Source organism: Pseudomonas sp. p106 (assembly GCF_003936645.1).
Taxonomy (GTDB): Bacteria; Pseudomonadota; Gammaproteobacteria; order Pseudomonadales; family Pseudomonadaceae; genus Aquipseudomonas; species Aquipseudomonas putida_E.
This window is the reverse complement of the sequence record NZ_RHQR01000010.1, coordinates 63334-85805: the sequence shown is the minus strand read 5'-3', so window position 1 is coordinate 85805 and position 22472 is coordinate 63334. Positions and strand designations below refer to the sequence as shown.

Here is a 22472-nt window from a genome sequence, read left to right as displayed (position 1 = left end):
CATCAAACTGTCACGGAACTGTGGCAGCGCGCCCGAACGATTTTCATCAGACTCGCGCTCTACTGGGGATCTGCATTCTGGTGTTTCTTTCATGCGGGCTTTTTTGCTTTTTTTCTTGTTCCTTGTCAGCGTGCCGGCGAGCTTCGCCGATCAGCGTTGTGACACTCAAGTACCGGTCCAACGGGCCGAAGCAGGCGATCTGAGCCTGGTTTACCAAAGTGTCGGCGCGCCACGGGACCCGGCTTTGCTGCTGGTCATGGGCTTGGGTGGGCAACTGATCCACTGGCCGGATGATGTGGTCGAGGCCTTGTGTCGACAAGGCTTTCGGGTCATTCGCTACGACAACCGTGACGTTGGCCTGTCGCGCTGGAACCAACAGCCTCCCTCGGCCAATCTCACGGTCGAGCTGTTGCGCTACAAGTTCGGCCTGCCGGTTGCCGCGCCCTATACGCTGACCGACATGGCGGGTGACGGGCTGCGCCTGATGGACACATTGGGGATTGGTCAATTCCATGTTCTGGGTGTCAGCATGGGTGGGATGATCGCCCAGCACATGGCTGCAATGGCGCCGGAGCGGGTGCGCAGCCTGACACTGGTCATGTCCAGTTCTGGCGCTGCAGGCCTGCCGGCGCCAGCCCCAGCGCTGGTGCAGTTGCTGGCCCGGCGCAGTGCGCCGACTCGGGAAGTGGCCATCGAGCAGCAGGCCGACCTGCTGGCGGCGTTGGGCAGCCCCCAGGTGCATGATGACCGGGCCGCTTTGGTACAGCAGGCCGCGCAGGCCTATGACCGGGCGTTCAACCCTGAAGGTGCCAAGCGTCAGATCATGGCGATCCTGGCCGAGCCAAGCCGGGTAGCGCTGCTCAACCAGCTGCGCGTACCGACATTGGTGGTGCATGGGACGGCTGACCCTTTGTTGCCGGTGATGCATGGGGTGCACCTGGCGGCGCATATCCGCGGTAGCCAGCTGCGGCTGATCCCGGGGTTGGCACATCGGTTCCAGGAGCCCTTCAAGGCACCGTTGCTGGGGGCCGTGCTGCCTTACCTGCAGTCACATCGCGAGGACGTGACACATATTGCCGGGTTATGAAAGTGGCGTAGGCCTTCCTCTCGCAGACGTTCAGCCCAGCCCGTACTTTTTCACTTTGTCGAACAGCGTGGTCTTGGCCATGCCCAGCTCCTGGCTGGCCTGGCTGAGGTTGCCGCCGGTGCGTTGCAGGGCATCGCTGAGCAGATTGCGCTCGAACGCCTCTACCGCTTCGGCAAAGCCCAACCCTTGGCTGGCGCCACCGCTCGGGCCTTTCTTGAACGCTGGCAGGCCCAGGGCATAGCGCTCGGCAACGTTGCGCAGTTCCCGCACATTGCCGGGCCAGTCATGGGCCATCAGGCGCGACAGGGTCTGGCTGTCCAGTGTCGGCATGTCCCGGTCGAAGCGCAGCGCCGACTGCTGCAGGAAGTGTTCGAACAGTTGCAGGATATCTTCACGGCGCTCGCGCAGTGGCGGCAACTCCAGGGTTACCACGTTGAGGCGGTAGTACAGGTCGCTGCGGAACTGCCCACTCTGGCCGAGCTGGTCGAGGTCGGCCTTGGTTGCGGCGATCACCCGGCAGTCCACCGCAATGCTCTGGTTCGAGCCCAGGCGCTCCAGGGTGCGCTCCTGCAGTACCCGCAGCAGTTTGATCTGCAGGTTGATCGGCATGCTCTCGACTTCATCGAGGAACAAGGTACCGCCATTGGCGTGCTCGATCTTGCCGATACGGCGCTTGCCTGCGCCGGTGAAAGCGTTGGCCTCGTGGCCAAAGATTTCGCTCTCGAACAGGTTTTCCGGCAGGCCGCCACAATTGAGCGCCACAAACGGTTGGTTCTGGCGCCGGCTGAAATCGTGCAGGCAACGGGCGACCAGCTCTTTGCCGGTACCGGTCTCGCCTTCGATCAGCACGTTGGCCGAGGTGTCGGCAACGTTAGCGATCAGCTCACGCAATTGCTCCATGGCGGGCGAGCGGCCGATGATGCGGCCTTCCAGGCTGCTCTGTTCGGCCAGTTGGCGGCGCAGGGCCAGCACTTCGCGCGATAGCCCGCGCTGTTCGAGCGCGCGGCGCACCACGTCGACCAGGCGTTCCGGCGAAAAGGGCTTCTCCATGAAGTCGTAGGCACCATTGCGCATGGCGCCGACGGCCATGTCGATATCGCCATGGCCGGTGATCAGTACCACCGGCAGGCTGCGGTCGCGCGCCTTGAGGCGGTTGAGCAGTTCCAGGCCGTCGATGCCCGGCAGGCGGATGTCACTGACGACGATGCCGGCGAAGTCATCACCGATCCGTTCCAGCGCCTGTTCGGCGCTACCGACACCCTCGCAGGCGATGTCTTCCAGGGCCAGCGCCTGCTGGCAGCCGAGCAGCACATGCGGGTCGTCTTCAACGATCAGGACGGTAAGAGGCGCTTGGTTCATGGGAGCTCTGCCGATTCATTAGGGGGGGACACCAGCGGCAGGGCGAGAACGAAGGCCGTTCCGCCACTGACAGGGTGCTCGACGTTGAGGCTGCCCTTGGCGGCGGCGGCAAGGCTCGCCGACAGGGTCAGGCCCAGGCCCAGGCCGTGTTCGCCCGGTTTGGTGGTGAAGAAGGGTTCGAACAGGTGCTTGCGCGCCTCGTCATCGATGCCGTGGCCATTGTCGCGTACCCGCAGGCGGTACTTGTCGCCTTGCAACTCGCCTTCCAGCCAAAGCTCAGGTGCCGGCTGGGCAGCCATGGCGTCCAGGGCATTGCCGATCAGGTTGACCAGAATCTGCTCCAGGCGGGTCTGGTCAATGGCCAGTTGCAGGTCGTCGAACTGGCTGTGCAGCTTCAGGTGGCAGCCACTGATGCGACTGGCCAGCACCTGCAAGGTGGCCTCCACGGCCTTGGCCAGCGATGCCTGGCCGCGGTCGTCACCACGCCGGGCGAACGAACGCAGGCTGGCGGTGATGCGGCCCATGCGGTCGATCAGTTCGTTCATGGTGCGCAGGTTGGTACTGGCGGTGTCCAGCGCGCCGCGTTCGAGAAAGCGCACGGTGTTGCCGGACAGTGTCCGCAGCGCCGCCAGCGGCTGGTTGAGCTCGTGGGCGATGCTGGTGGACATCTGCCCGATGGCTGCCAATTTGCCGGCCTGAACCAGTTCGTCCTGGGCGTGGCGCAGGGTTTGCTCGGCGTGACGGCGTTCACGGATCTGCCCCTTGAGCCTTTCGTTGCTGGCGCGCAGGTCGGCGGTGCGCTCGGCAATGCGCCGCTCCAGCTGGCTGTTGGCTTCTTCGAGCGCTTCGCGTGCAGCCAGGCGGGTGGCGATCACCTTGCGCCGCTCGTTCCAGGCGATACCCAGGATCGCCAGCAGGGCGAACGCCACGCCTACCAGAATGCCTTGCACCATCGACTCGCGGCGCAGGTCCTGCAGGGGAGTGAGCAGGGTGAAATGCCAGGGGGTATCCACCAGGCGCCGGGTTTGCGCCAGGTAGGCCACCTCATGCGCTTTGCCGTGGGCAGTTTCACTGTTGGCCGGGAAGGTCAGCTTCTCTACGCCATCGGCCAGCGTCTCGCGGGCCAGCGGCTGCAGCTCGTTCAGCGGCCACCAGTAATATTGCAGGCTGCGCGCCAGGCGCTCCTTGATCTGCGGGGTCATGGGGCGCACCGACTTCAGGCGCCGCGCCGGGTCGCTGGAGAGGATGATGATGCCGTTTTCGTCGCTGACGAACGCTTCCAGGCGGGCGCGTTGCCAGCGTTCTTCCAAGGTGTCCAGGCGCACCTTGATCACCGCCACGCCGATGATCTTGCCGTGTTCTTCCAGGCCATGGGCCAGGTAATAGCCGGCCTCGCCGGTGGTGCTGCCAATGCCGTAGAAACGGCCCGGCTCGCCGCGCACGGCGGTCTGGAAATAGGCGCGGAAGGACAGGTCTTCACCGAGGAACGAGTCGGCATCGCGCCAGTTGCTGGTGGCCTGTACCCGGCCATTGGTATCGAGCACGAAGATAGCCCGGCTGCGGCTGCGGCGGTTGAGGCCTTCGAGGTATTCGTTGACGGCCTGGCGTGAGCCGCCGTCTGGGTCGGTGAGCAGGTGCGAGACGCTGTCTTCCAGCTCCAGCAGGCTCGGCAGGTAGGTGTACTTGCTGATTTCACTCTCGACCGTACGCGCGTGCAACTCCAGCTGGCGCTCGCCGTTTTCACTCAGGGCGCGTATGCCATTGCTTTCGCTGATCAGGTAGCCAGCCAGGCCCAGCCCGACCATCAGCAGGATGATCAGGGGCGGCAGCAGCAATTGGCGGATCAGGCGGGATTTCACGGCAGGCTTGGCAGGGAGAAGTAGCGAGGGGTCGCATTTCATCACAGTGGCCTTGTCACGACCAGCATCCGCTGCCCGGTGGGGCCCGGGGCAGCAGATACTGTGGCCGGCTTAGTGTTGCAGGATCTTGCTGAGGAAGTGCTGAGTGCGTTGGTCGCGGGTACCCTGGTCACCGAAGAACTCTTCCTTGGTGCAGTCTTCGATGATGCAGCCTTTGTCCATGAAGATGACCCGGTTGGCGACCTTGCGGGCAAAGCCCATCTCGTGGGTCACGCACATCATGGTCATGCCTTCGTTGGCCAGCTGCACCATCACATCCAGCACCTCGCTGACCATTTCCGGGTCCAGCGCAGAGGTCGGCTCGTCGAACAGCATGACGATCGGGTCCATGGCCAGGGCGCGGGCGATCGCCACACGTTGCTGCTGGCCACCAGAGAGCTGGCCGGGGTGCTTCTTGGCATGGGCGCTGAGGCCGACCCGTTCGAGCAGGGCCAGGCCCTTCTTGGTGGCCTCCGCTTCGCTGCGGCCCAGTACCTTGCGCTGGGCGATGGTCAGGTTCTCGGTGATGGTCAGGTGCGGGAACAGCTCGAAGTGCTGGAACACCATGCCGACCCGCGAGCGCAATTTGGGCAGGTTGGTCTTGGGGTTGGCAATCGAGGTGCCATCGACCACGATGTCGCCCTTCTGGAACGGCTCCAGGGCGTTGACGCACTTGATCAGCGTGGATTTACCCGAGCCCGAAGGGCCGCACACCACCACCACTTCACCTTTCTTGACCTCGGTGCTGCAGTCGGTCAGTACCTGGAAGTCGCCGTACCACTTGTTGACGTTCTTGATGGAAATCATACGGTGATCCTTTTTTGCAGGCGCTTGACCAGCCACGAAGCGGAGAAGCTGATGAGGAAGTAGACGACCCCGGCGAAGATCAGGAACTCATGGGAGCGCCCGATGATGTCGCCGTTGGAACGTGCCGAGTTGAGGAAGTCCACCAGGCCCACGGTGTAGACCAGCGAGGTGTCCTGGAACAGGATGATGCTCTGCTGCAGCAGCAGCGGGGTCATCTTGCGGAAGGCCTGGGGCAGGATGATCAGGCGCATGGTCTGGGCGTAGTTCATGCCCAGTGCCTGTGCCGCGCCCATCTGGCCTTTGGAGATCGACTGCACGCCGGCGCGGACGATTTCGCAAAAGTACGCGGCCTCGAACATCATGAAGGCGACCACGCAGGAGGTGAAGGCACCCACCGGGGTGTCCTCGCCGGTGATCCAGCGCAGCACGAACGGCACCGCCAGATAGAACCAGGTGATCACCAGCAGCAGCGGGATCGAGCGGAAGTAGTTGACGTAGGCACCGGCGATGTTCGAGAGCAGCTTGTTCGACGACAAGCGCATCAATGCCAGGAGTGTGCCCAGCACGATACCGCCGATCACGCCCATGACCATCAGCTTGAGGGTCATGACCATACCTTCCCAGAGGGCGGGCAGGGCCGGGATGATTTCGCTGAAATCCATTTCCATTTACTTGCCCCCCACGGAAATCAGGCCAGGCACGGCGACTTTTTTCTCGACCAGGCGCATCAGCAGCATCAGGCCCATGTTCAGGGTGAAGTAGATCAGCGTGGCCAGGGTGAACGCCTCGAACAGGTTGGCGGAAAACTCAGCGGTCTGCTTGGTCTGTGCCAGCAGCTCCATCAGGCCGATCAGCGAGGCTACCGAAGAGTTCTTGAACACGTTGAGGAACTCGGAGGTGAGCGGCGGAATGATGATCCGGTACGCTTGAGGCAACAGCACGTTGTTATAGATCTGCGGCAGGCTGAAGCCCATGGCGCGGGCGGCAGCTTCCTGACCGCGCGGCAGTGCCTGGATGCCGGTGCGTACCTGTTCGCAGACGCGGGCTGCGGTGAACAGGCCCAGGCAGATGACCACGCTGATCAATGCCGAGGTGGTCGGGTTGAGGTCCTGCTTGAACCATACCTGCAGGCCCTCAGGCAGCAGGTCTGGTACCAGGAAGTACCAGATGAACAGTTGCACCAGCAGCGGCACGTTGCGGAACAGCTCCACGTAAGCGGTTGCGATACCCGATACCAGGCGGTTCGGCACGGTACGCATGACGCCAAGGAGCGAGCCCAGCAGCAGCGCGATGATCCAGGCGGAAATGGCGATGGCGATGGTCCAGCCCAGGCCGGTGATGTACCAGTCCAGATAGGTTTCGCTGCCCACGCCGGTGGACTTGAAGAACACGCCCCAGTCCCAGTTGTAATTCATCGGGATTTCCCCTCAGACGGTTGTTTCACGGGCACCTTCGAGCATCCGGGGGCGCTTGGCGCCCTCGGATGAAAGGTTAGACACTAATGAGTGGCTTGCAGCGTTGATTCGTGCGCTTGCGCACCAGGCCACTAACTGAGGATCAGGATTTCTTCTCGTCTGCGGCCTTGTCGGTCGGCTCGGCGATCAGCTTTTTCAGTTCGTCGCTCATCGGGAACTGAAGGTTCAGGCCTTTTGGCGGAATCGGCTGCTGGAACCACTTGTCGTAGCTCTTGTTGACTTCGCCCGACTTGAAATAGCCCACGATGGCATCGTCGACGGCTTTCTTGAAGGTCTCGTCGCCCTTGCGCATCATGCAGCCATAGATCTCGTAAGACTGTGGCGTTCCGGTGATCACCCAGTCCGCAGGCTTGCGCGCTTTGGCCATTTCACCGGCCAGCAGAGCGTCGTCCATCATGAAGGCCACGGCACGGTTGCTTTCAAGCATGTTGAAGGCTTCACCGTGGTCCTTGGCGGAAATCACGTTCATCTTCATCTGCTTGTCGGCGTTCATCGCCTTGAGGATGCGCTCGGAGGTGGTGCCGGCGGTGGTCACCACGTTCTTGCCGGCCAGATCCGGGAAGTCTTTATAGGACGGCTGACCATCCTTGACCTTGGTCAGCAGGCGCGTGCCGACTTCGAAGATACCCACCGAGAAGGCGACCTGCTGCTGGCGCTCGACGTTGTTGGTGGTGGAGCCGCATTCCAGGTCGACGGTGCCGTTCTGCACCAGCGGGATACGGGTTTGCGAAGTGACCAGGTTGTAACGGACCTTGATGTCAGTACCCAGTTGTTTCTTCAGGGCTTCGACCACTGCCAGCTGGATGTCATGGGAGTAACCCACGGGTTGCGGCTTGCCAGCCAGGTAGGAAAACGGAATGGAGGAGTCACGGTGCCCCAGGGTGATGGTGCCCGACTCCTTGATCTTCTTCAGGGTGCCGGTCAGCTCCTCGGCCATGGCGGGCGAAGCGATGACTGCAGCCGCGATGGCGGCCCCCAGCAATTGACGAACGATACGCATCAAATTTTCCTCGACGTGTTTGTTTTTTTTATGGAGCCGTTGGCGGACTCTTTCGTTCAACGCATGCAGCATGAAGCGTTGTGCATTCGGCTTCCAAGTGTAGAGCATGACTCGTGCCAAGCTCTCACAATGATCATAACCCCGCGAAAAGCCTGGGCATGAACCCTATATGAAGGTTTTTGCGCAAAGCCACGTGGTCGGAACGCCGAATGAGTGCCTCTATTGCGTTCGGCAATCCGAACGGTGGGCGCCTCGCAGAGTCCGTGGCGTCAGCTTTAAATAACACCCCTGCATGAAAAGCACATGTTGAGCTTGCTGCCTCATTATCAGGAGCTCATTTCGTGTCCGTCATTGCGATCCCTTCCGATTCCGTCGATGCCTTCATTGCCCGACAGCTTGCGCCCTGGCTGAGAACCGCCAATGTCGATCTTCTTCTGACCTTCCACAGGGCCCTGCGCCTTGAGCAGGACGCCGCTGAGCATGTCAAAAACAGGTTGGCGAGCATTCCCAGCCTGGAGGCCTTCGCCTCGCCGTTGCTAGAACGGGCCATGCGGGCCAAAGGCCTGGCCAACGTCGATGTGCGCAGCATGCAGGTCTGCATCGAGGACGATGTGCCCATGCCCAGCGCAGCGCCACGCCTGCATACCCCCTGGAGGACACTGCACAGTGCGCAATCCTTGTTGACGGCGGCGCTGCACAACTTTCATGAAAGCGAGACCACGCCGTCGCTCCATCGCCGAGCCTATCTGCAGGACGGCCATGGGGTACGGCTGCCGCTGGCGTTCGAGGTGTTTGCCCGCTGCTGCAGAGACTTGGATATTGGCGGGCAGTATCAACAACTGCTGCGCTCGCAACTGTTCCCCAAAAGCAGGCCCACCGCGCCGGAGGATTTTGCCCGTTTAGCGGTGGAGCGGATGTTCGAAGAAAGCCTGCGCGCCAAGCTGGACGTTGCCGTGCGTATGGTAAGGATCAAGTGCGAACTCGACGAGGAGGACTACCTGCGCTTGTTGCCCGTCTTCGCAAGCAAGCCGACCGTGCCGGCGGTGCCAGGTGTTGTTACACCTCGCCAGTTGTTTCTGTTGGGCAAGCGTATCCATGGGGCGGTCACCCTGGAGTTGCGCGAGAACGCCGAAGGGCCACTTGTGGGGGTCGTCAGCTGGATACCGCAGGACCCGTATCGGCCGGTGGCCAGGCATGCCTCCTGGGACGCCTTGTACCAATCGTTGGCCAAACGACTGCTTGCGCCGCATTACCGGTCCTTTTTCAGAAGATTCATCAGTGAACGTGACCGACCAGCCTTCACTGCCACCCTGGAGCGCCTGATCAAGGCAAGCAGCGCGCAAGTGCCAGCTGTTCTGGATGGGCGTAACTTTGCGATCGATACGCCTTTGTTCGCCTATTTACGCGGCTTGCAGGTCGACAAGATGCTTGACGATGCAAGAGTCCTGGCGGTACCCACCGGCGACCAAACTGCTATCGAGCGCCATCAGCGGCTGGAGGCTCTCGAAAGTGCGGGGCTCGATGCGCTGAACCTGGCTGCGCTGTTCATTCCGGTGTTAGGGCAGGTGATGTTCGCCGTGGCTGCAGTAGATGTGGTCAGCGAAGTCTACAAAGGTTACACCGATTGGCGGATAGGCGACCGCCAGGGGGCACTGGATCATCTGTTTGGCGTGGCGCAGAACCTTGCTGTCGGTGCCGTGGTGGGCGTCGGGGTGGCAGGTGCGGGCCGGCTGCTTGAACGGGTCCCGTTTGTCGATGCGCTCACGCCCCTGCACGAAGGCGAAGGTCGGTTGAGGTTGGCGCACCGGCCGGTTTCGGCTCACTATCTCGATGGAGGAGGGGAGCTGTTGCGCAGGTTTGGCGGGGACTTTGCGCAAGCATCTGACCAGACCGCCGAGACGGTGCTTCGCCTGACCGGACTTGAGCACAATCAATTGCGCCATCTGCACTTGCAGGAAGCGCCTGCTCCAGCCCGGCTGGTAGAGGCTTATGCACGTCACGAGTGCCTTGAACTGGATCCTGACCTGCGAGGCGCCGCTCTCGAACGGGAACTGGCAGCTCGGCAAGGGCCGCCCTCTGCTGCTGGCGCCATGCTGATCAGGGTCTTCCCAGGTCTGTCGGTGCGTTTCGCTGAAGAAATTCTTGGGCTGGCAAGCGGTGAGCAAATCAAGGCGCTGCTGGCCAGTGGCCGTGTACCGCTGGCAATGGCCGAGCGCGCACGCTGGTACTTGCAGGAAAGTCGGCTTGACCGAGCATTGATGGGGTTCGAGCACCCGGGTGCGGTCACTGCCGATACCCAGCGACTGGCTCTGGAGTTGATCGATGAACTGGCTCCCTGGCCGCAGTCGGTGCGTATCGAGCTGCGCCAGGGAGAATCGGGCGGTCGCCTATTGGCGGCAAAGGGTGGCAGCGATGCGTCGCGAATCAGATGTGTCATCCAGACCGACCAGGGTTATCACTTGAGTGATGCCACCGCGTTAGCCCCTGCCCAGGGTTATATGCCGTGCCTGCTCCTTACCCTCGAGGAAAGCCAGAAAATGGTGCTGGGGGGTGATCGGATGACGGCCCGTGAGCTGGGCGAAAGGCTTTCTCGAAAGGCCAGCGCTGATCGGCAGAAGTCAGCGAAGTTGATGGGCCTTGAACCTATCGCCGAGCGCTATCGACCGCCGCGACGAATTGCCGACGGTCGTATCGGCTATGTGCTCAGTGGCGGTGGCGAGAGCAGCCGCCAAGCGATCCGGCGTGGCATACATGATATTTTCCCTACCTTGACCGATGCGCAACTGGACGCTTACATACGCGACCTGATGCACCGCCAAATCGGGCTCTGGGACCACCTCAGCCGTCTTCAGCAGCAGTTGGAAAGCCTGCGTGGGGCGCTTGATGCCTGGCGGCGACAGCGCGTGGGCTTCATGGATGGGCTTCGACGAGAACGCATAGCCAACCAGATCCGTCGCGCCTGGCGGCGCAAGACGGCAGGCCTTGCCGGTGACGATTACGTCCTGCATCTCGATGGTGAGCAGGTGGGCAGTTTGCCGAGCCTTCCGGCAGACATCGAGTTCAGCCATGTTCGGCGTTTGACGTTGCGCAACATGCGCCTTGAGCAGGTAGATGAAGATTTTCTGCGCAGGTTCACGCATATTCGCGAGCTGGATCTGCGGGACAACGAGCTGACCACCTTGCCGGTTGGCCTTGAACGCTTTACCGAACTGCGGACCCTGCGGCTGTCGGGTAATCGGATTACCGTTGATGATGCGGGCAGTCAAAGGCTGGCAAGCCTGACGCTGCTTCGGCAACTCGATCTGAACTATAACCCGTTGGGCCAGGTGCCTGACCTCTCAGGGTTGCGCAACTTGCGTGAAGTGTCGCTGCGAGCAACCGGGCTGCAAGGCTTGCCAGACGATGGCCTGATGCCCTGGAGAGGGTTGGTGGATGTTCGCGAGAACCAGATACGCCAGGTGAACGGGCACTTGCGCAGCCTTAGCGATCGACTGCAACGAGTCTCAGTGCATGACAACCCTCTGGATGAAGGGAGTCAGGAACTGCTTGCCAGCAGCAGTGTTGCGGCCGCTCAACGTCGTCACTCCTACCAGCACGCCATCGCCGACAACACCCTGCTCGATCGTTGGGTGGGTGACGTAAACGACGATGTGCGCATCCGGCGCGCGCAGGTCTGGACAATGCTGTCCGAGGAACCCCAGTCTGCTGACCTGTTTCGCTTTCTGGCAGATTTCGCAGGCTCGGATGACTTCCTCGATCATCCGCGTTACTACCGCGCAAGGGTATGGCGGATACTCGAGCTTTGCGCGGACAACACCGATGTGCGCGAAGCCGTGTACTGGCAGACGCAAGGGCAAAGGACGTGCGAGGACCGGCTGCTATTGATCCTCAGTCAATTGGAAGTCAATACCCATATTGCCTTGCACACCGCAGGCGAAGAAGGCGCGCGGGCCGAGGCGACCTTGTTGAGGCTGGGGCGCTCGCTTTATCGCCTGGACGCTGTGGACAGTATTGCCGCTCGGCATATCCAGGAAATGCGCCAGGACCCATTTTCCGCTGTGGATGACATCGAGGTTTACCTCGCCTACCGGGTCCACTTGGCTGAAATGCTCGACCTGCCGGCGCAACCCCGGCATATGAATTACTTTGAGCACAGCGGTGTTACGCGCGCACGGATCATGCGGGCGGGCAATACCGTCATCGCCGGTGAAAACATCGACGTGTTAAGCAATGCACTGGCGCAACGAGAGTTTTGGCAAGGGTTTGTGCGCAATCTCAATCCCGAGCGCTTCGAAGCCCTGGCCGCGCCGTATCATGAACAGCTGGAAGCCTATGAGCGTCAGGCTGGCGAGTCGGGTGAGCAGCAGTACCTTGAGCACGCTGCGGTATTGATGGAAGCGCTCAATAGCGAGGAACGGGCCCTTTACCTGGCATTGGCAAAAGAGGCGTATGGGCGGGAAGCCTGAGCGTAGGGCGACCGCCATGCGGTCGCCCTACAAGGTTCAGGCGGCGTTGCTGCGTGCGTTGCCCTGTGCCAGGTAGTCAGCCAGTGCGCGCTGTTCACTCTCGCTGGTGAACAGGCCCAGCTTGGTCCTGCGCCAGAGAATATCCTGACTGCTGACGGCCCATTCGGTTTGGCGCAGGTAATCGACTTCACGGGTGAAGAGGCCACGCCCAATCGCTTGGCCCAGATCCTGCGGGCCGCTCACACCTTCCAGCAATTGCCAGGTGCGGCTGCCGTAGGTTACCGCCCAGCGCTTGGCGATGTCCGGCGCGAGCCATTGATGGCGCGCAAGCAGGTCGTCGACCAGTGCCTGAGGTGTACTCATGTCTTCACCACCTGGCAGTGTGGCGCTGGCTGTCCAGCTTTTGCCCATCTGGGTGAAGAACGGCTTGAGTTCTGCCATGGCCGATTCTGCAAGCTTGCGGTATGTGGTCAGCTTGCCGCCAAACACGGACAGCAACGGCGCCTCGCCTTGGGTCGTGGACAGCGCGAGGGTGTAGTCACGCGTGACTGCGGACGGGTTGTCCGATTCGTCGTTGCACAGCGGCCGCACGCCAGAGTAGGTGTGCAGGATATCGCTGGGGCTCAACTGATGATTGAAGTGTGCGTTGACCACTTTGAGCAGATAGTCGGTTTCCTGCCCGGTGATCGCCACCTTGGCCGGATCGCCGCTGTATTCGCGATCGGTGGTGCCGATCAGGGTGAAGCGGTCCAGGTAGGGGATGCAGAAGACAATGCGTTGGTCCTCGTTCTGCAGGATGTAGGCGTGATCCCCCTCGTACAGGCGCGGCACGATGAGGTGGCTGCCCTGGATCAAGCGTATGCCGTACGGTGCATCGAGTTTGAGGTCATCCTTGATGAACCGGGCGACCCACGGACCGGCGGCGTTGACCAAGGCACGCGCGCGAATCGTCTGCAGGCTGCCGTCGGCATGCTGCAGCTCTACCTGCCACAGGCCATCGACACGTTCTGCGCGCAGGCAGCGGGTGCGGGTATGAATGTGCGCACCTTGCTCGCGTGCAGCCATGGCATTGAGTACTACCAGGCGGGCGTCGTCTACCGCGCAGTCTGCATATTCGAAACCGCGGGTGATGGCCGGCTTGAGCGGGTAGCCCGGGCCAAAGCGCAGGCTGCGCGAGGCGCCCAGGCGCTTGCGCTTGCCCAGGTGATCGTAGAGGAACAGGCCGGCACGGATCATCCAGGCCGGGCGCAGGTGCGGGCGGTGCGGCAGCACGAAGCGCATTGGTTTGACGATGTGCGGTGCCTTGGCCAGTAGCACTTCGCGCTCGGCCAGTGCCTCGCGGACCAGGCGGAATTCATAGTGTTCCAGGTAGCGCAGGCCGCCATGGATCAGCTTGCTGCTGGCCGAGGAGGTGTGCTGGGCCAAGTCGTCCTTTTCGCAGAGGAAGACCTTGAGGCCACGCCCGGCGGCGTCGGCAGCAATGCCCACGCCGTTGATGCCACCGCCGATCACGGCAAGATCATAGCAATCGGCAAGTAGGGGCTGGGACGAAACGGGCTGGGACACGGGCAAGGCCTCCTGGGGCTGTTCACATCGAATATGAACATTAATGTTCGTTTCCGAAAATACTAGCGCAACAGAACGGCCATCGCCAGTCAGTGTTTATAGAAAAAACTGATGAGATGACAATAAAATGAACAATATCGAAAATCGCGGGCCCTTCTGGACCCGCTTGCGGTTTAAACCACCTCGAGCCGGATCTTGTACTGGTTGAGCAACTCACCCAGTGCAGGGGATGGCTGCTGGTCGGTCACCAGGCAATCGACCAGGCTGATCGAGCCCAGGCGTACCATGGCGTTACGCCCGAATTTGCTGGAGTCGGCAGCCAGGATGACCTGACGGGCGTTGGCGATGATTGCTTGGGAAACCCGTACTTCCTGGTAGTCGAAGTCCAGCAGGCTGCCGTCTTCATCGATACCGCTGATGCCGACCAAGGCGAAGTCGACCTTGAACTGGCTGATGAAATCGACGCTCGCCTGGCCAACCACGCCCCCGTCACGGCGTACTGTGCCGCCTGCGACCAATACTTCGAAATCATCCTTGGCGGCAAGGATCGCAGCAACGTGCAGGTTGTTGGTGATGACCTTCAGGTGGTTGTGGTTGAGCAGCGCCCGGGCAATCGATTCGGTGGTGGTGCCGATGTTGATGAACAGCGAGGCATGGTCAGGAATTTGCCGGGCCACGGCGTCGGCAATACGCTGTTTTTCGTCGCGCATCTGATCGGCGCGCATGGCGTAAGCAGTGTTCTCGATACTCGAATCATAGGCGGCGCCACCGTGGTAGCGGCGCAGCAGATTGAGCTCGGCGAGCTGGTTGATGTCGCGACGGATGGTTTGCGGGGTGACGACGAACAGCTGCGCCATTTCTTCGATGCTGACGTAGCCGCGTTCGCGCACCAGCTCGAGGATTTGTTGTTGGCGTGGGGGCAGATTCATGGGCGGTCCTTATGGGCTGCCGGACAAATTCTGCAATGATGCCGTAGGAAAGGGACTACGGCCAGTAGGCCGTGGGGTGACGGGGGCCGCGAAGCAGCCCCTGCCCAGGGCGATCAGGCCTCGTGATCTTCCCAGTCGCGGGTACGCTCGACGGCTTTGCGCCAGCCGGCGTACAGTTTTTCCTTCTTCGCTTCATCGAGTTGCGGGCTGAACTCGCGCTCGATGATCGCCTTGTCACGCAACTCGTCCAGGCCACTCCAGAAACCACAGGCCAGGCCCGCCAGGTAAGCGGCGCCAAGGGCAGTGGTTTCGCGCATTTTCGGGCGTTCCACACAGGTGCCGAGAATGTCGGCCTGGAATTGCATGAGGAAATTGTTGGCCACCGCGCCACCGTCGACACGCAACTCGGACAGGCGTTGGCCGCAGTCCTGCTGCATGGCGTCCAGTACGTCGCGGGTCTGGTAGGCGATCGACTCCAGCGCAGCACGGATGATGTGGTCGACTTTCACCCCGCGCGTCAGGCCGAACAGCGCGCCGCGGGCGTAAGGGTCCCAGTACGGTGCGCCCAGGCCGGTGAAGGCGGGCACAAGGTAAACCCCGTTGCTGTCCTTGACCTTGCTGGCGAAGTACTCGGTGTCCAGGGCATCGTTGACGATCTTGAGTTCGTCGCGCAGCCATTGCACGGTGGAACCACCGTTGAACACTGCGCCTTCCAGGGCATAGGCCACTTCGCCACGTGGCCCGCAGGCAATGGTGGTCAGCAGGCCGTGGGAGGAGGTTACGGCTTTGTCGCCCGTGTTCATCAGCAGGAAACAACCCGTGCCATAGGTGTTCTTGGCCTGACCGGGTTCCACGCACATCTGGCCGAACAGCGCGGACTGCTGGTCACCGGCGATACCGGCAATGGCTATGCCGCTCTTGGTGTGGCCGTAGACTTCGGAAGACGGGCGCACCTGGGGCAGCATCTGGCGCGGGATGCCGAGAATGTCGAGCATCGTTTCATCCCACTGCAGGCTGTGGATGTTGAACATCAACGTGCGCGAGGCATTGGTGTAGTCGGTGACATGCACCTTGCCGCCGGAAAACTTCCAGATAAGCCAGGTATCCACGGTACCGAACAACAGTTCGCCGCGTTCGGCCCGCTCACGTACGCCCTCTACATTGTCGAGGATCCACTTGAGCTTGGTGCCGGAGAAGTACGGATCGGTGACCAAGCCGGTGGTTTCGCGAATGTATTGTTCATGCCCGTCGCGCTTGAGTTGTGCGCAGATCTCTGTACTGCGCCGGCACTGCCAGACGATGGCGTTGTACACCGGGCGGCCGGTTTCCTTGTCCCATACCACTGTGGTTTCACGCTGGTTGGTGATGCCCAGTGCGGCGACCTGCGCATGGCTGATGCCGGCCTGTGCCAAGGCTTCGACCATGGTCGCGCTCTGTGTGGCGAAGATCTCCATCGGGTCGTGTTCGACCCAGCCGGCTTGTGGATAATGCTGGGCGAACTCGCGCTGGGAGGTGCCGACCACATTGGCGTCGCGGTCAAAGATGATGGCCCGCGAGCTGGTGGTGCCCTGGTCCAGGGCGATGATGTAGTTCTTGTCCTGGGTATCTGTCATGGTCATAGGCCTTGCAAAATGAGGAAGTCAGGGCGCCAGCATCAGTTGGCTTGAGTATCGCCCTGGCGATTGCCGTTTGTCTCTGGGTTCGCGCTTGGTGCCGTCGGCAGGTTGCGGGCGATCAAGCCACGATAGGTCGCAGCACCCAGGCAAGCGCCGAAGATCGGCGCGAACACCGGAACCAGGAAATAAGGGATATCCCGACCGCCAGTGAAGGCGATTTCGCCCCAGCCGGCCAGGAAGGTCATCAGTTTGGGCCCGAAATCGCGGGCCGGGTTCATCGCAAAGCCGGTCAGCGGGCCCATGGCGCTACCGATCACGGCGATCAACAGGCCGATCAGCAGCGGTGCCATCGCACCACGGGGCAGGCCGTTGTTGTCGTCGGTCAGGGCCATGATGACCGCCATCAGGATTGCAGTGATCACCACTTCGACCAGGAACGCCTGTGCGGTGGAAAGCGAAGGGTGTGGGTAGGTGGAGAACACCGCCGCCAGTTCCAGGCTTTCGCTACTGCCGCGCAGCATGGCATGGGTTTGTTCGAAATCGAAGAACAGGTTGCTGTACAGGGTGTAGACCAGCGCCGCGCCGCAGAAGGCGCCGCAAACCTGGGCCAGCATGTAGAACGGCAGTTTGCGTTTGTCGAAGCTTGCGAACAGGGTAAGGGCGATGCTGACGGCCGGGTTCAGGTGCGCACCTGATATACCGGCGGTGAAGTAGATCGCCATGCTCACGCCGACGCCCCAGATGATGCTGATTTCCCACAGTCCAAAGCTGGCGCCCGCGACCTTGAGGGCGGCGACGCATCCTGTGCCGAAAAAGATGAGCAGCGCCGTGCCGAGGAATTCGGCCAGGCATTGGCTGGACAGCGTAGGTTCGCGTAGAGCAGTCGTCATGTATGACCTCTTTTTTTTTGTTGTGAGGCGCTAAGCGCTCGACAGCAAAGCCCGGCGTCCATCCCCATTGACCCCGGGCGCATGTAGGAATGCACTTAAAAAGTGCACCATTTATTCAGAAACGAAAAAATATAGACAAGAAACGCTTATGTCAAAGGTCGAAAGTGAACGATCGGTCACGATATGAGCGTTGAATGCGGGCGCGAATCCCACGCTAGAGCGGCGTGTCAGCTGTGAACTGGCTGGAGTGTAGGATTTGTCCTAAAGTAGCCGCCGAATTGTCTCGGAGCGGAGCACTGCATGACCCCGGCCCTCGATCTTTTGAAAAAGGCGCGCGCGCAACATCGCGTGCACAGTTATGAACACGATCCAAAGTCGGCGTCTTATGGGCTGGAGGCGGCTGAAAAACTGGGGCTGGAACCGCAGCAGGTGTTCAAGACCTTGTTGGCCAGCAGTGAGAAGGGCGAGTTGCTGGTGGCCGTGGTGCCTGTTGTGGGGACGCTGGACCTCAAGGCGCTTGCCCATGCCGCAGGCGTGAAGAAATGCGAGATGGCCGACCCCGCGGCAGCTCAGCGTGCCACAGGTTACCTGGTGGGCGGAATCAGTCCGCTGGGGCAGAAAAAGCGTCTGCGCACCTTCATCGACGATTCGGCGCAGAACTTTGCCACCATCCATGTCAGTGCCGGGCGACGGGGGTTGGAAGTGGAACTGGCTGCTGCTGTTCTGGCCGAGCAGACCCAGGGCACCTTCGCCGGTATCGGTCGGGGTTGAGCTGCGCAGGGGCCGCCTGGCAGCCCCACGTTGCTGAATCAGGTCGCCGAGCTGTAGCGACGCACTCCGTTTTCCTGCCGTGGCAACTGCGCCGCGACACTGCCGGGTACCGGGAACAGCACCAGGTGGTCAGCTTTGACGGTAATGCCGACCTGCTCGCCAATTTGGTGATCGATATGGCTCGGGAAGATCGCTTCCAGCTGGCTGCCTGTCGGCAATTGCAGACGGTACAGTGTCGATGCGCCCAGGAAACTCTTGCCGACGATGCTTGCGCGCAGTGCGCTGTCGGCGTCAGGGACGATATCGTCAGGGCGCAGCAGCACGTCTACCGAGCTGCCGGGGGCCATGATGTAGGCGCGGTTACCCCGCAGCTCTCCGAGCTCGGTGTTGACTGACTCATGGCTGCTCATCTGGCCACGGATGAAATAACCCTGGCCGATGAAACTGGCGACGAATGGCGTCTGCGGCTCATGGTAGAGGTTGTAGGGCGTGTCCCACTGCTCCAGGCGGCCTTCCTTGAACACGCCCACATGGTCGCTGACCGCGAAGGCTTCTTCCTGGTCATGGGTAACCAGAATCGCGCTGGTACCACGGCTTTTGAGGATGTCACGGACTTCGTGGCTCAAGCGTCGGCGCAATTCGACGTCCAGGTTGGAAAACGGCTCGTCCAGCAGCAGCAATTGCGGCTCTGGGGCCAGCGCCCGGGCCAGGGCCACGCGCTGTTGCTGGCCGCCTGAGAGCTCATGCGGGTACCGCCCGCCGAGGCCACCGAGCTTGACCAGCTCGAGCATTTCTTCGACCACCTGCCCCTGGGATGGGTGCTTGGCGATGCCGAAGGCGATGTTTTGCGCCACGGTCAGGTGCGGGAACAGCGCATAGTCCTGGAACACCATGCCTATGCGGCGCTTCTCCGGGGACAGGGTGAAACCGGCGCGGGAAATGACTTCGCCCGCGAGCTGGATCTCACCTTCGTGTACCGGCTCGAAGCCGGCGATGGCGCGCAGGGTGGTGGTCTTGCCGCAACCCGACGAACCCAGCAGGCAACCGATGTCGCCTGCGTTCAGGTGCAGGTTGAGGTTCTGGACGATGCGCTGGTCGCCGTAGCCGCAGGCGAGGTTGCGCAGGTTGAGCAGTAGGGGTTGACTCATGCGTGGTGGTAAGCCGGTTCGACAAGGAATTCGAGAAGGGCCTTCTGTGCATGCAGGCGGTTTTCAGCCTGGTCCCACGCGACCGAACGGGGGTCGTCGAGCAGGTCATGGCTGATTTCCTCGCCGCGGTGGGCGGGCAGGCAGTGCATGAACAGGGCATCGGGTGCCGCCAGGTCAAGCAGTTCGCGGGTGACCTGGTAAGGCGCGAAATGCGCCAGGCGCCGTGCAGTTTCCTCTTCTTGGCCCATGGAAGTCCAGACATCGGTAGTCACCAGATGCGCGCCACGTACGGCTTCACGCGGATCGCGGATGATCTGCACGCGGTCTGCGCCCAGTGCCATGAAGCGTGGGTCAGGGTCATAACCTTCCGGGCAGGCGATGCGCAGCTGGAAATCGAACTGCCGGGCAGCCTCGATGTACGAGTTGCACATATTGAAACCATCGCCGATCCAGGCCACGGTCTTGCCCTGGATAGCGCCACGGTGCTCGTGGAACGTCTGCATGTCGGCCAGCAATTGGCAGGGGTGCGACTCATCGGAAAGGCCATTGATCAGCGGTACGCGTGAATTGGCAGCGAACTCGGTGAGGGTGCTGTGCGCGTGGGTGCGGATCATCACCGCATCGACCATGCTCGACAGCACGATGGCGCTGTCGCTGATCGGTTCGCCCCGGCCCAGCTGTGTGTCGCGTGGCGACAGGAAGATAGCCTGGCCACCGAGCTGGATCATGCCGGCTTCGAACGACACCCGGGTCCGGGTGGAGGATTTTTCGAAGATCATGCCCAGGACACGGTTTTTCAGCGGTTCGAACAGCACGCCGCGCTTGCGCAGGTCCTTCAGCTCGATGCCTCGGCGGATCACACCGAGCAATTCGTCGGTGGTGAAATCCAGCAGGGAGAGAAAGTGCCTAGCGCTCATGATTGACTACCTTATCTGCAACGGTATGCAGGTCGACCGTATGGTTTTTTTGACAACGGGAGTGACCTGCGGCGTAAGCCGCACGGGGCGGACGAAATAGGGAAAGGCGCAATACTATAATTAAATGTCGCCTAAAACCAAGAGGGGGAACAGCGGCTCTGTTGCAAAGGGTGTCGTTACCCCTTGAGCCTGCGCTGTTTTTTATTTGCTACAGAGGTTGTACACGGCTTGCTGGCAATTTGGCAAATGGCTGTCGCAAATCGTGCGCCTGATGTCGGGAGATTCACGCTGCGAAGCGCGCTGGCAGGGTGCAAGGGCAGGGGGCATAGTCGGTTTTCAACAATTGCAAGGCAGAGGCAGCCATGACCAAGACCCTGCATCACCGTGCCTGTCACCTGTGTGAGGCGATCTGCGGGCTGAACATCGAAGTCAGCCATGAAAGCGACGGGAGCGCGCGCATCAGTGCAATCAAGGGCGACCCCCTGGACCCGTTCAGCCGTGGCCACATCTGCCCCAAGGCCGTGGCTTTGCAGGATATCCAGGATGACCCGGACCGCCTGCGCCAACCGCACCTACGGGTGGGGGAGCGATGGCAGGCCATCAGCTGGGAGGAGGCTTTTGCCCTGGCCGCCGATAAGCTGTGGTCGATACAGCAGGCACATGGGCGTAACGCGGTGGCGGTTTACCAGGGTAACCCGAGCGTGCACAACTACGGCTTGATGACCCACAGCAATTACTTCCTGGGGCTGCTCAAGACACGTAACCGTTTTTCCGCCACCTCTGTGGACCAGTTGCCTCAGCACCTGACCAGCTACCTGATGTATGGCCACGGCCTGCTGTTGCCGATCCCGGACATCGATCACACCGATTTCATGCTGATCCTCGGTGGCAATCCTTTGGCCTCCAATGGCAGCATCATGACCGTGCCGGATGTGGAAAAGCGCCTCAAGGCCTTGAAAGCGAGAGGCGGGCAACTGGTTGTGGTGGACCCGCGGCGCAGTGAAACTGCCGCCATGGCCGACCGGCACCTGTTCGTGCGCCCCGGCGGCGATGCGGCGCTGCTGTGCGGTTTGCTCAATACCCTCTTCGATGAAGGCCTGGCGCGTGGTTCGCACCTGCCGGTCAATGGCCTGGAGCAGGTGCGCACGGCGATCAAGCCGTTCACCGCCGAGGCCATGAGCGCCCAGTGCGGCATCGACGCTGCCAGCATTCGCCAGTTGGCACGGGATTTCGCCGCTGCCGACAAGGCGGTCTGCTATGGCCGCATGGGCGTGTCGACACAGGCTTTCGGCACCTTGTGCCACTGGCTGGTGCAAGTCATCAATCTGGTAACCGGCAACCTGGATCGTCGAGGCGGTGCGCTGTGCACCGAGCCTGCCGTGGACCTGGTGGCGAGCACCTCGGGCGGGCATTTCAATGCCTGGCAGAGCCGCGTGTCAGGGTTGCCCGAATACGGTGGTGAACTGCCCGTGGCCGCCCTGGCCGAGGAAATGCTCACGCCCGGCGAGGGGCAGGTGCGGGCCCTGGTGACCGTCGCCGGTAACCCGGTGCTGTCCACCCCCAATGGCAGGCAGTTGGATGCGGCGCTGCAGGGGCTGGAGTTCATGCTCAGCATCGACCTTTACATCAACGAGACGACCCGCCACGCCGACCTGATCCTGCCGTCTACTTCGGCACTGGAAAACGACCATTACGACAGCACCTTCAACCTGCTGGCTGTGCGTAATGTCACCCGCTTCAACCGGGCCATACTGGCCAAGCCTGCAGGCGCCTTGCACGACTGGGAAATTTTCGTTGGCCTGGCGCAAGCCTTTGCCAAGCGTGCAGAACTGGAACTGAAACCGACCATGGCACCTGCGCAGATGATCGACCTGGCGTTGCGCAAGGGCCGCTATGGCGACGAAAGTCCCCGCAAGCTTTCGCTTGAAACGCTTGATCAATACCCTCATGGCCTCGATCTGGGCCCCTTGGGCGCTAATCTGCGAGGGCGCCTGGCGACTGCCAGCAACGCCGTGGAGGCGGCGCCCCAGATTGTGCTGGAGGACTTGCGCCGGTTGGCCGAATGCGTACCGGCAGTAGCGGGTGATTTGCTGCTTATCGGGCGTCGCCATGTACGCAGCAACAACTCGTGGATGCACAACTACCATCGCCTGGTCAAAGGCAAGCCACGCCATCAGTTGTTGATGCATCCGCAGGACATGCGCCAGCGGCAGTTGGAGGATGGCCAGCGGGTACGCATCCGTTCGCGCACCGGTGACCTGGAAGTCGAGGTGCAGGCCTGTGAGGACATCAAGCCTGGTGTGGTCAGCCTGCCGCATGGCTTTGGTCATGGCCGCCAGGGCGTCAACCTGCAGATCGCCCAGGCGCAACCCGGCATCAGTGCCAATGACCTGACCGATGAGCGTCTGCGTGACGCTGTCTCCGGGAATGCGGCGCTCAATGGCGTACCCGTGCACGTGAGCGCCGCCTGAGCACCGGCAAGGCCGAGCATTAGGCTCAGGTTTCCGATACAATGCGTCACCGTGCCGACCATCGAGTCGGAA

Annotated in this window: 16 protein-coding genes; 4 read left to right on the top strand and 12 right to left on the bottom strand. The window is 61.6% G+C overall.

Going from position 1 to position 22472, the window contains the following annotated elements; all coding sequences use genetic code 11:
• Positions 1–91 precede the first annotated feature (91 nt).
• The gene (locus EGJ09_RS14400; protein ID WP_119688358.1) at positions 92–1087 is read left to right on the top strand and encodes an alpha/beta fold hydrolase; all 996 of its coding nucleotides are present in this window, start codon (positions 92–94) and stop codon (positions 1085–1087) included.
• 30 nt (positions 1088–1117) lie between these two features.
• On the opposite strand, the gene EGJ09_RS14395 is transcribed toward EGJ09_RS14400, so the two are convergent.
• The 6 genes from EGJ09_RS14395 to EGJ09_RS14370 all read right to left on the bottom strand — a co-directional run bounded on the left by EGJ09_RS14395 (position 1118) and on the right by EGJ09_RS14370 (position 7626).
• The gene (locus EGJ09_RS14395) at positions 1118–2446 is read right to left on the bottom strand and encodes a sigma-54 dependent transcriptional regulator (protein WP_046787775.1); all 1329 of its coding nucleotides are present in this window, start codon (positions 2444–2446) and stop codon (positions 1118–1120) included.
• Positions 2443–4347: an ATP-binding protein gene (locus EGJ09_RS14390; protein ID WP_125924230.1), complete on the bottom strand. Its 1905-nt coding sequence runs from the start codon at positions 4345–4347 to the stop codon at positions 2443–2445. The genes EGJ09_RS14395 and EGJ09_RS14390 overlap by 4 nt, the downstream gene beginning before the upstream one ends.
• Positions 4348–4416: 69 nt before the next feature.
• Positions 4417–5151 (bottom strand): amino acid ABC transporter ATP-binding protein, encoded by a 735-nt coding sequence (locus EGJ09_RS14385; RefSeq protein WP_119688360.1) that lies wholly within the window; start codon positions 5149–5151, stop codon positions 4417–4419.
• Complete coding sequence (locus EGJ09_RS14380; RefSeq protein WP_012313017.1) at positions 5148–5819, bottom strand: amino acid ABC transporter permease; 672 nt, start codon at positions 5817–5819, stop codon at positions 5148–5150. The genes EGJ09_RS14385 and EGJ09_RS14380 overlap by 4 nt, the downstream gene beginning before the upstream one ends.
• Positions 5820–6566, bottom strand: a complete 747-nt coding sequence (locus EGJ09_RS14375; protein ID WP_046787772.1) for an amino acid ABC transporter permease — start codon at positions 6564–6566, stop codon at positions 5820–5822.
• A 142-nt stretch (positions 6567–6708) separates the two neighbouring features.
• Positions 6709–7626: a glutamate/aspartate ABC transporter substrate-binding protein gene (locus EGJ09_RS14370; RefSeq protein ID WP_115273713.1), complete on the bottom strand. Its 918-nt coding sequence runs from the start codon at positions 7624–7626 to the stop codon at positions 6709–6711.
• A 341-nt stretch (positions 7627–7967) separates the two neighbouring features.
• Between EGJ09_RS14370 and EGJ09_RS14365 the strand changes: the two genes are divergently transcribed.
• On the top strand, positions 7968–12092 hold the full coding sequence (locus tag EGJ09_RS14365; protein WP_125924229.1) for an NEL-type E3 ubiquitin ligase domain-containing protein: 4125 nt from the start codon (positions 7968–7970) through the stop codon (positions 12090–12092).
• A gap of 36 nt (positions 12093–12128) precedes the next feature.
• Here the strand turns inward: EGJ09_RS14365 and glpD are convergent, their stop codons facing one another.
• From glpD to EGJ09_RS14345, 4 genes are all read right to left on the bottom strand, one after another.
• Positions 12129–13658: a glycerol-3-phosphate dehydrogenase gene (glpD, locus tag EGJ09_RS14360; RefSeq protein ID WP_125924228.1), complete on the bottom strand. Its 1530-nt coding sequence runs from the start codon at positions 13656–13658 to the stop codon at positions 12129–12131.
• A gap of 173 nt (positions 13659–13831) precedes the next feature.
• Positions 13832–14587 carry a DNA-binding transcriptional repressor GlpR gene (gene glpR, locus EGJ09_RS14355; RefSeq protein WP_115273715.1) on the bottom strand — a complete coding sequence of 252 codons (756 nt, stop codon included), beginning with the start codon at positions 14585–14587 and terminating at the stop codon, positions 13832–13834.
• A 113-nt stretch (positions 14588–14700) separates the two neighbouring features.
• On the bottom strand, positions 14701–16200 hold the full coding sequence (glpK, locus tag EGJ09_RS14350; RefSeq protein WP_046787768.1) for a glycerol kinase GlpK: 1500 nt from the start codon (positions 16198–16200) through the stop codon (positions 14701–14703).
• Between the two features lie 41 nt (positions 16201–16241).
• On the bottom strand, positions 16242–17093 hold the full coding sequence (locus EGJ09_RS14345) for an MIP/aquaporin family protein (RefSeq protein WP_046787767.1): 852 nt from the start codon (positions 17091–17093) through the stop codon (positions 16242–16244).
• A 300-nt stretch (positions 17094–17393) separates the two neighbouring features.
• Here EGJ09_RS14345 and ybaK point away from each other — a divergent pair, with 300 nt between their 5' ends.
• Positions 17394–17864 carry a Cys-tRNA(Pro) deacylase gene (gene ybaK, locus EGJ09_RS14340; protein WP_039601812.1) on the top strand — a complete coding sequence of 157 codons (471 nt, stop codon included), beginning with the start codon at positions 17394–17396 and terminating at the stop codon, positions 17862–17864.
• A 38-nt stretch (positions 17865–17902) separates the two neighbouring features.
• Here the strand turns inward: ybaK and EGJ09_RS14335 are convergent, their stop codons facing one another.
• Positions 17903–19012 carry an ABC transporter ATP-binding protein gene (locus EGJ09_RS14335; RefSeq protein WP_046787765.1) on the bottom strand — a complete coding sequence of 370 codons (1110 nt, stop codon included), beginning with the start codon at positions 19010–19012 and terminating at the stop codon, positions 17903–17905.
• Positions 19009–19929 (bottom strand): ornithine carbamoyltransferase, encoded by a 921-nt coding sequence (argF, locus tag EGJ09_RS14330; RefSeq protein WP_046787764.1) that lies wholly within the window; start codon positions 19927–19929, stop codon positions 19009–19011. Before argF ends, EGJ09_RS14335 begins: the two co-directional genes overlap by 4 nt.
• Before the next feature lie 362 nt (positions 19930–20291).
• Here argF and EGJ09_RS14325 point away from each other — a divergent pair, with 362 nt between their 5' ends.
• Entirely contained in the window at positions 20292–22400 is a 2109-nt protein-coding gene (locus EGJ09_RS14325) for a molybdopterin-dependent oxidoreductase (protein WP_125924227.1), read from the top strand.
• Positions 22401–22472: the final 72 nt, after the last annotated feature.

Coding starts and splice junctions, on each gene's coding strand:
- EGJ09_RS14385 (WP_119688360.1), bottom strand. CDS start 5,151: ATGATTTCCATCAAGAACGTCAACAAGTGGTACGGCGACTTCCAGGTA.
- EGJ09_RS14390 (WP_125924230.1), bottom strand. CDS start 4,347: ATGAAATGCGACCCCTCGCTACTTCTCCCTGCCAAGCCTGCCGTGAAA.
- EGJ09_RS14370 (WP_115273713.1), bottom strand. CDS start 7,626: ATGCGTATCGTTCGTCAATTGCTGGGGGCCGCCATCGCGGCTGCAGTC.
- argF (WP_046787764.1), bottom strand. CDS start 19,929: ATGAGCGCTAGGCACTTTCTCTCCCTGCTGGATTTCACCACCGACGAA.
- EGJ09_RS14335 (WP_046787765.1), bottom strand. CDS start 19,012: ATGAGTCAACCCCTACTGCTCAACCTGCGCAACCTCGCCTGCGGCTAC.
- ybaK (WP_039601812.1), top strand. CDS start 17,394: ATGACCCCGGCCCTCGATCTTTTGAAAAAGGCGCGCGCGCAACATCGC.
- EGJ09_RS14345 (WP_046787767.1), bottom strand. CDS start 17,093: ATGACGACTGCTCTACGCGAACCTACGCTGTCCAGCCAATGCCTGGCC.
- EGJ09_RS14380 (WP_012313017.1), bottom strand. CDS start 5,819: ATGGAAATGGATTTCAGCGAAATCATCCCGGCCCTGCCCGCCCTCTGG.
- EGJ09_RS14325 (WP_125924227.1), top strand. CDS start 20,292: ATGACCAAGACCCTGCATCACCGTGCCTGTCACCTGTGTGAGGCGATC.
- glpR (WP_115273715.1), bottom strand. CDS start 14,587: ATGAATCTGCCCCCACGCCAACAACAAATCCTCGAGCTGGTGCGCGAA.
- glpK (WP_046787768.1), bottom strand. CDS start 16,200: ATGACAGATACCCAGGACAAGAACTACATCATCGCCCTGGACCAGGGC.
- EGJ09_RS14395 (WP_046787775.1), bottom strand. CDS start 2,446: ATGAACCAAGCGCCTCTTACCGTCCTGATCGTTGAAGACGACCCGCAT.
- EGJ09_RS14375 (WP_046787772.1), bottom strand. CDS start 6,566: ATGAATTACAACTGGGACTGGGGCGTGTTCTTCAAGTCCACCGGCGTG.
- EGJ09_RS14400 (WP_119688358.1), top strand. CDS start 92: ATGCGGGCTTTTTTGCTTTTTTTCTTGTTCCTTGTCAGCGTGCCGGCG.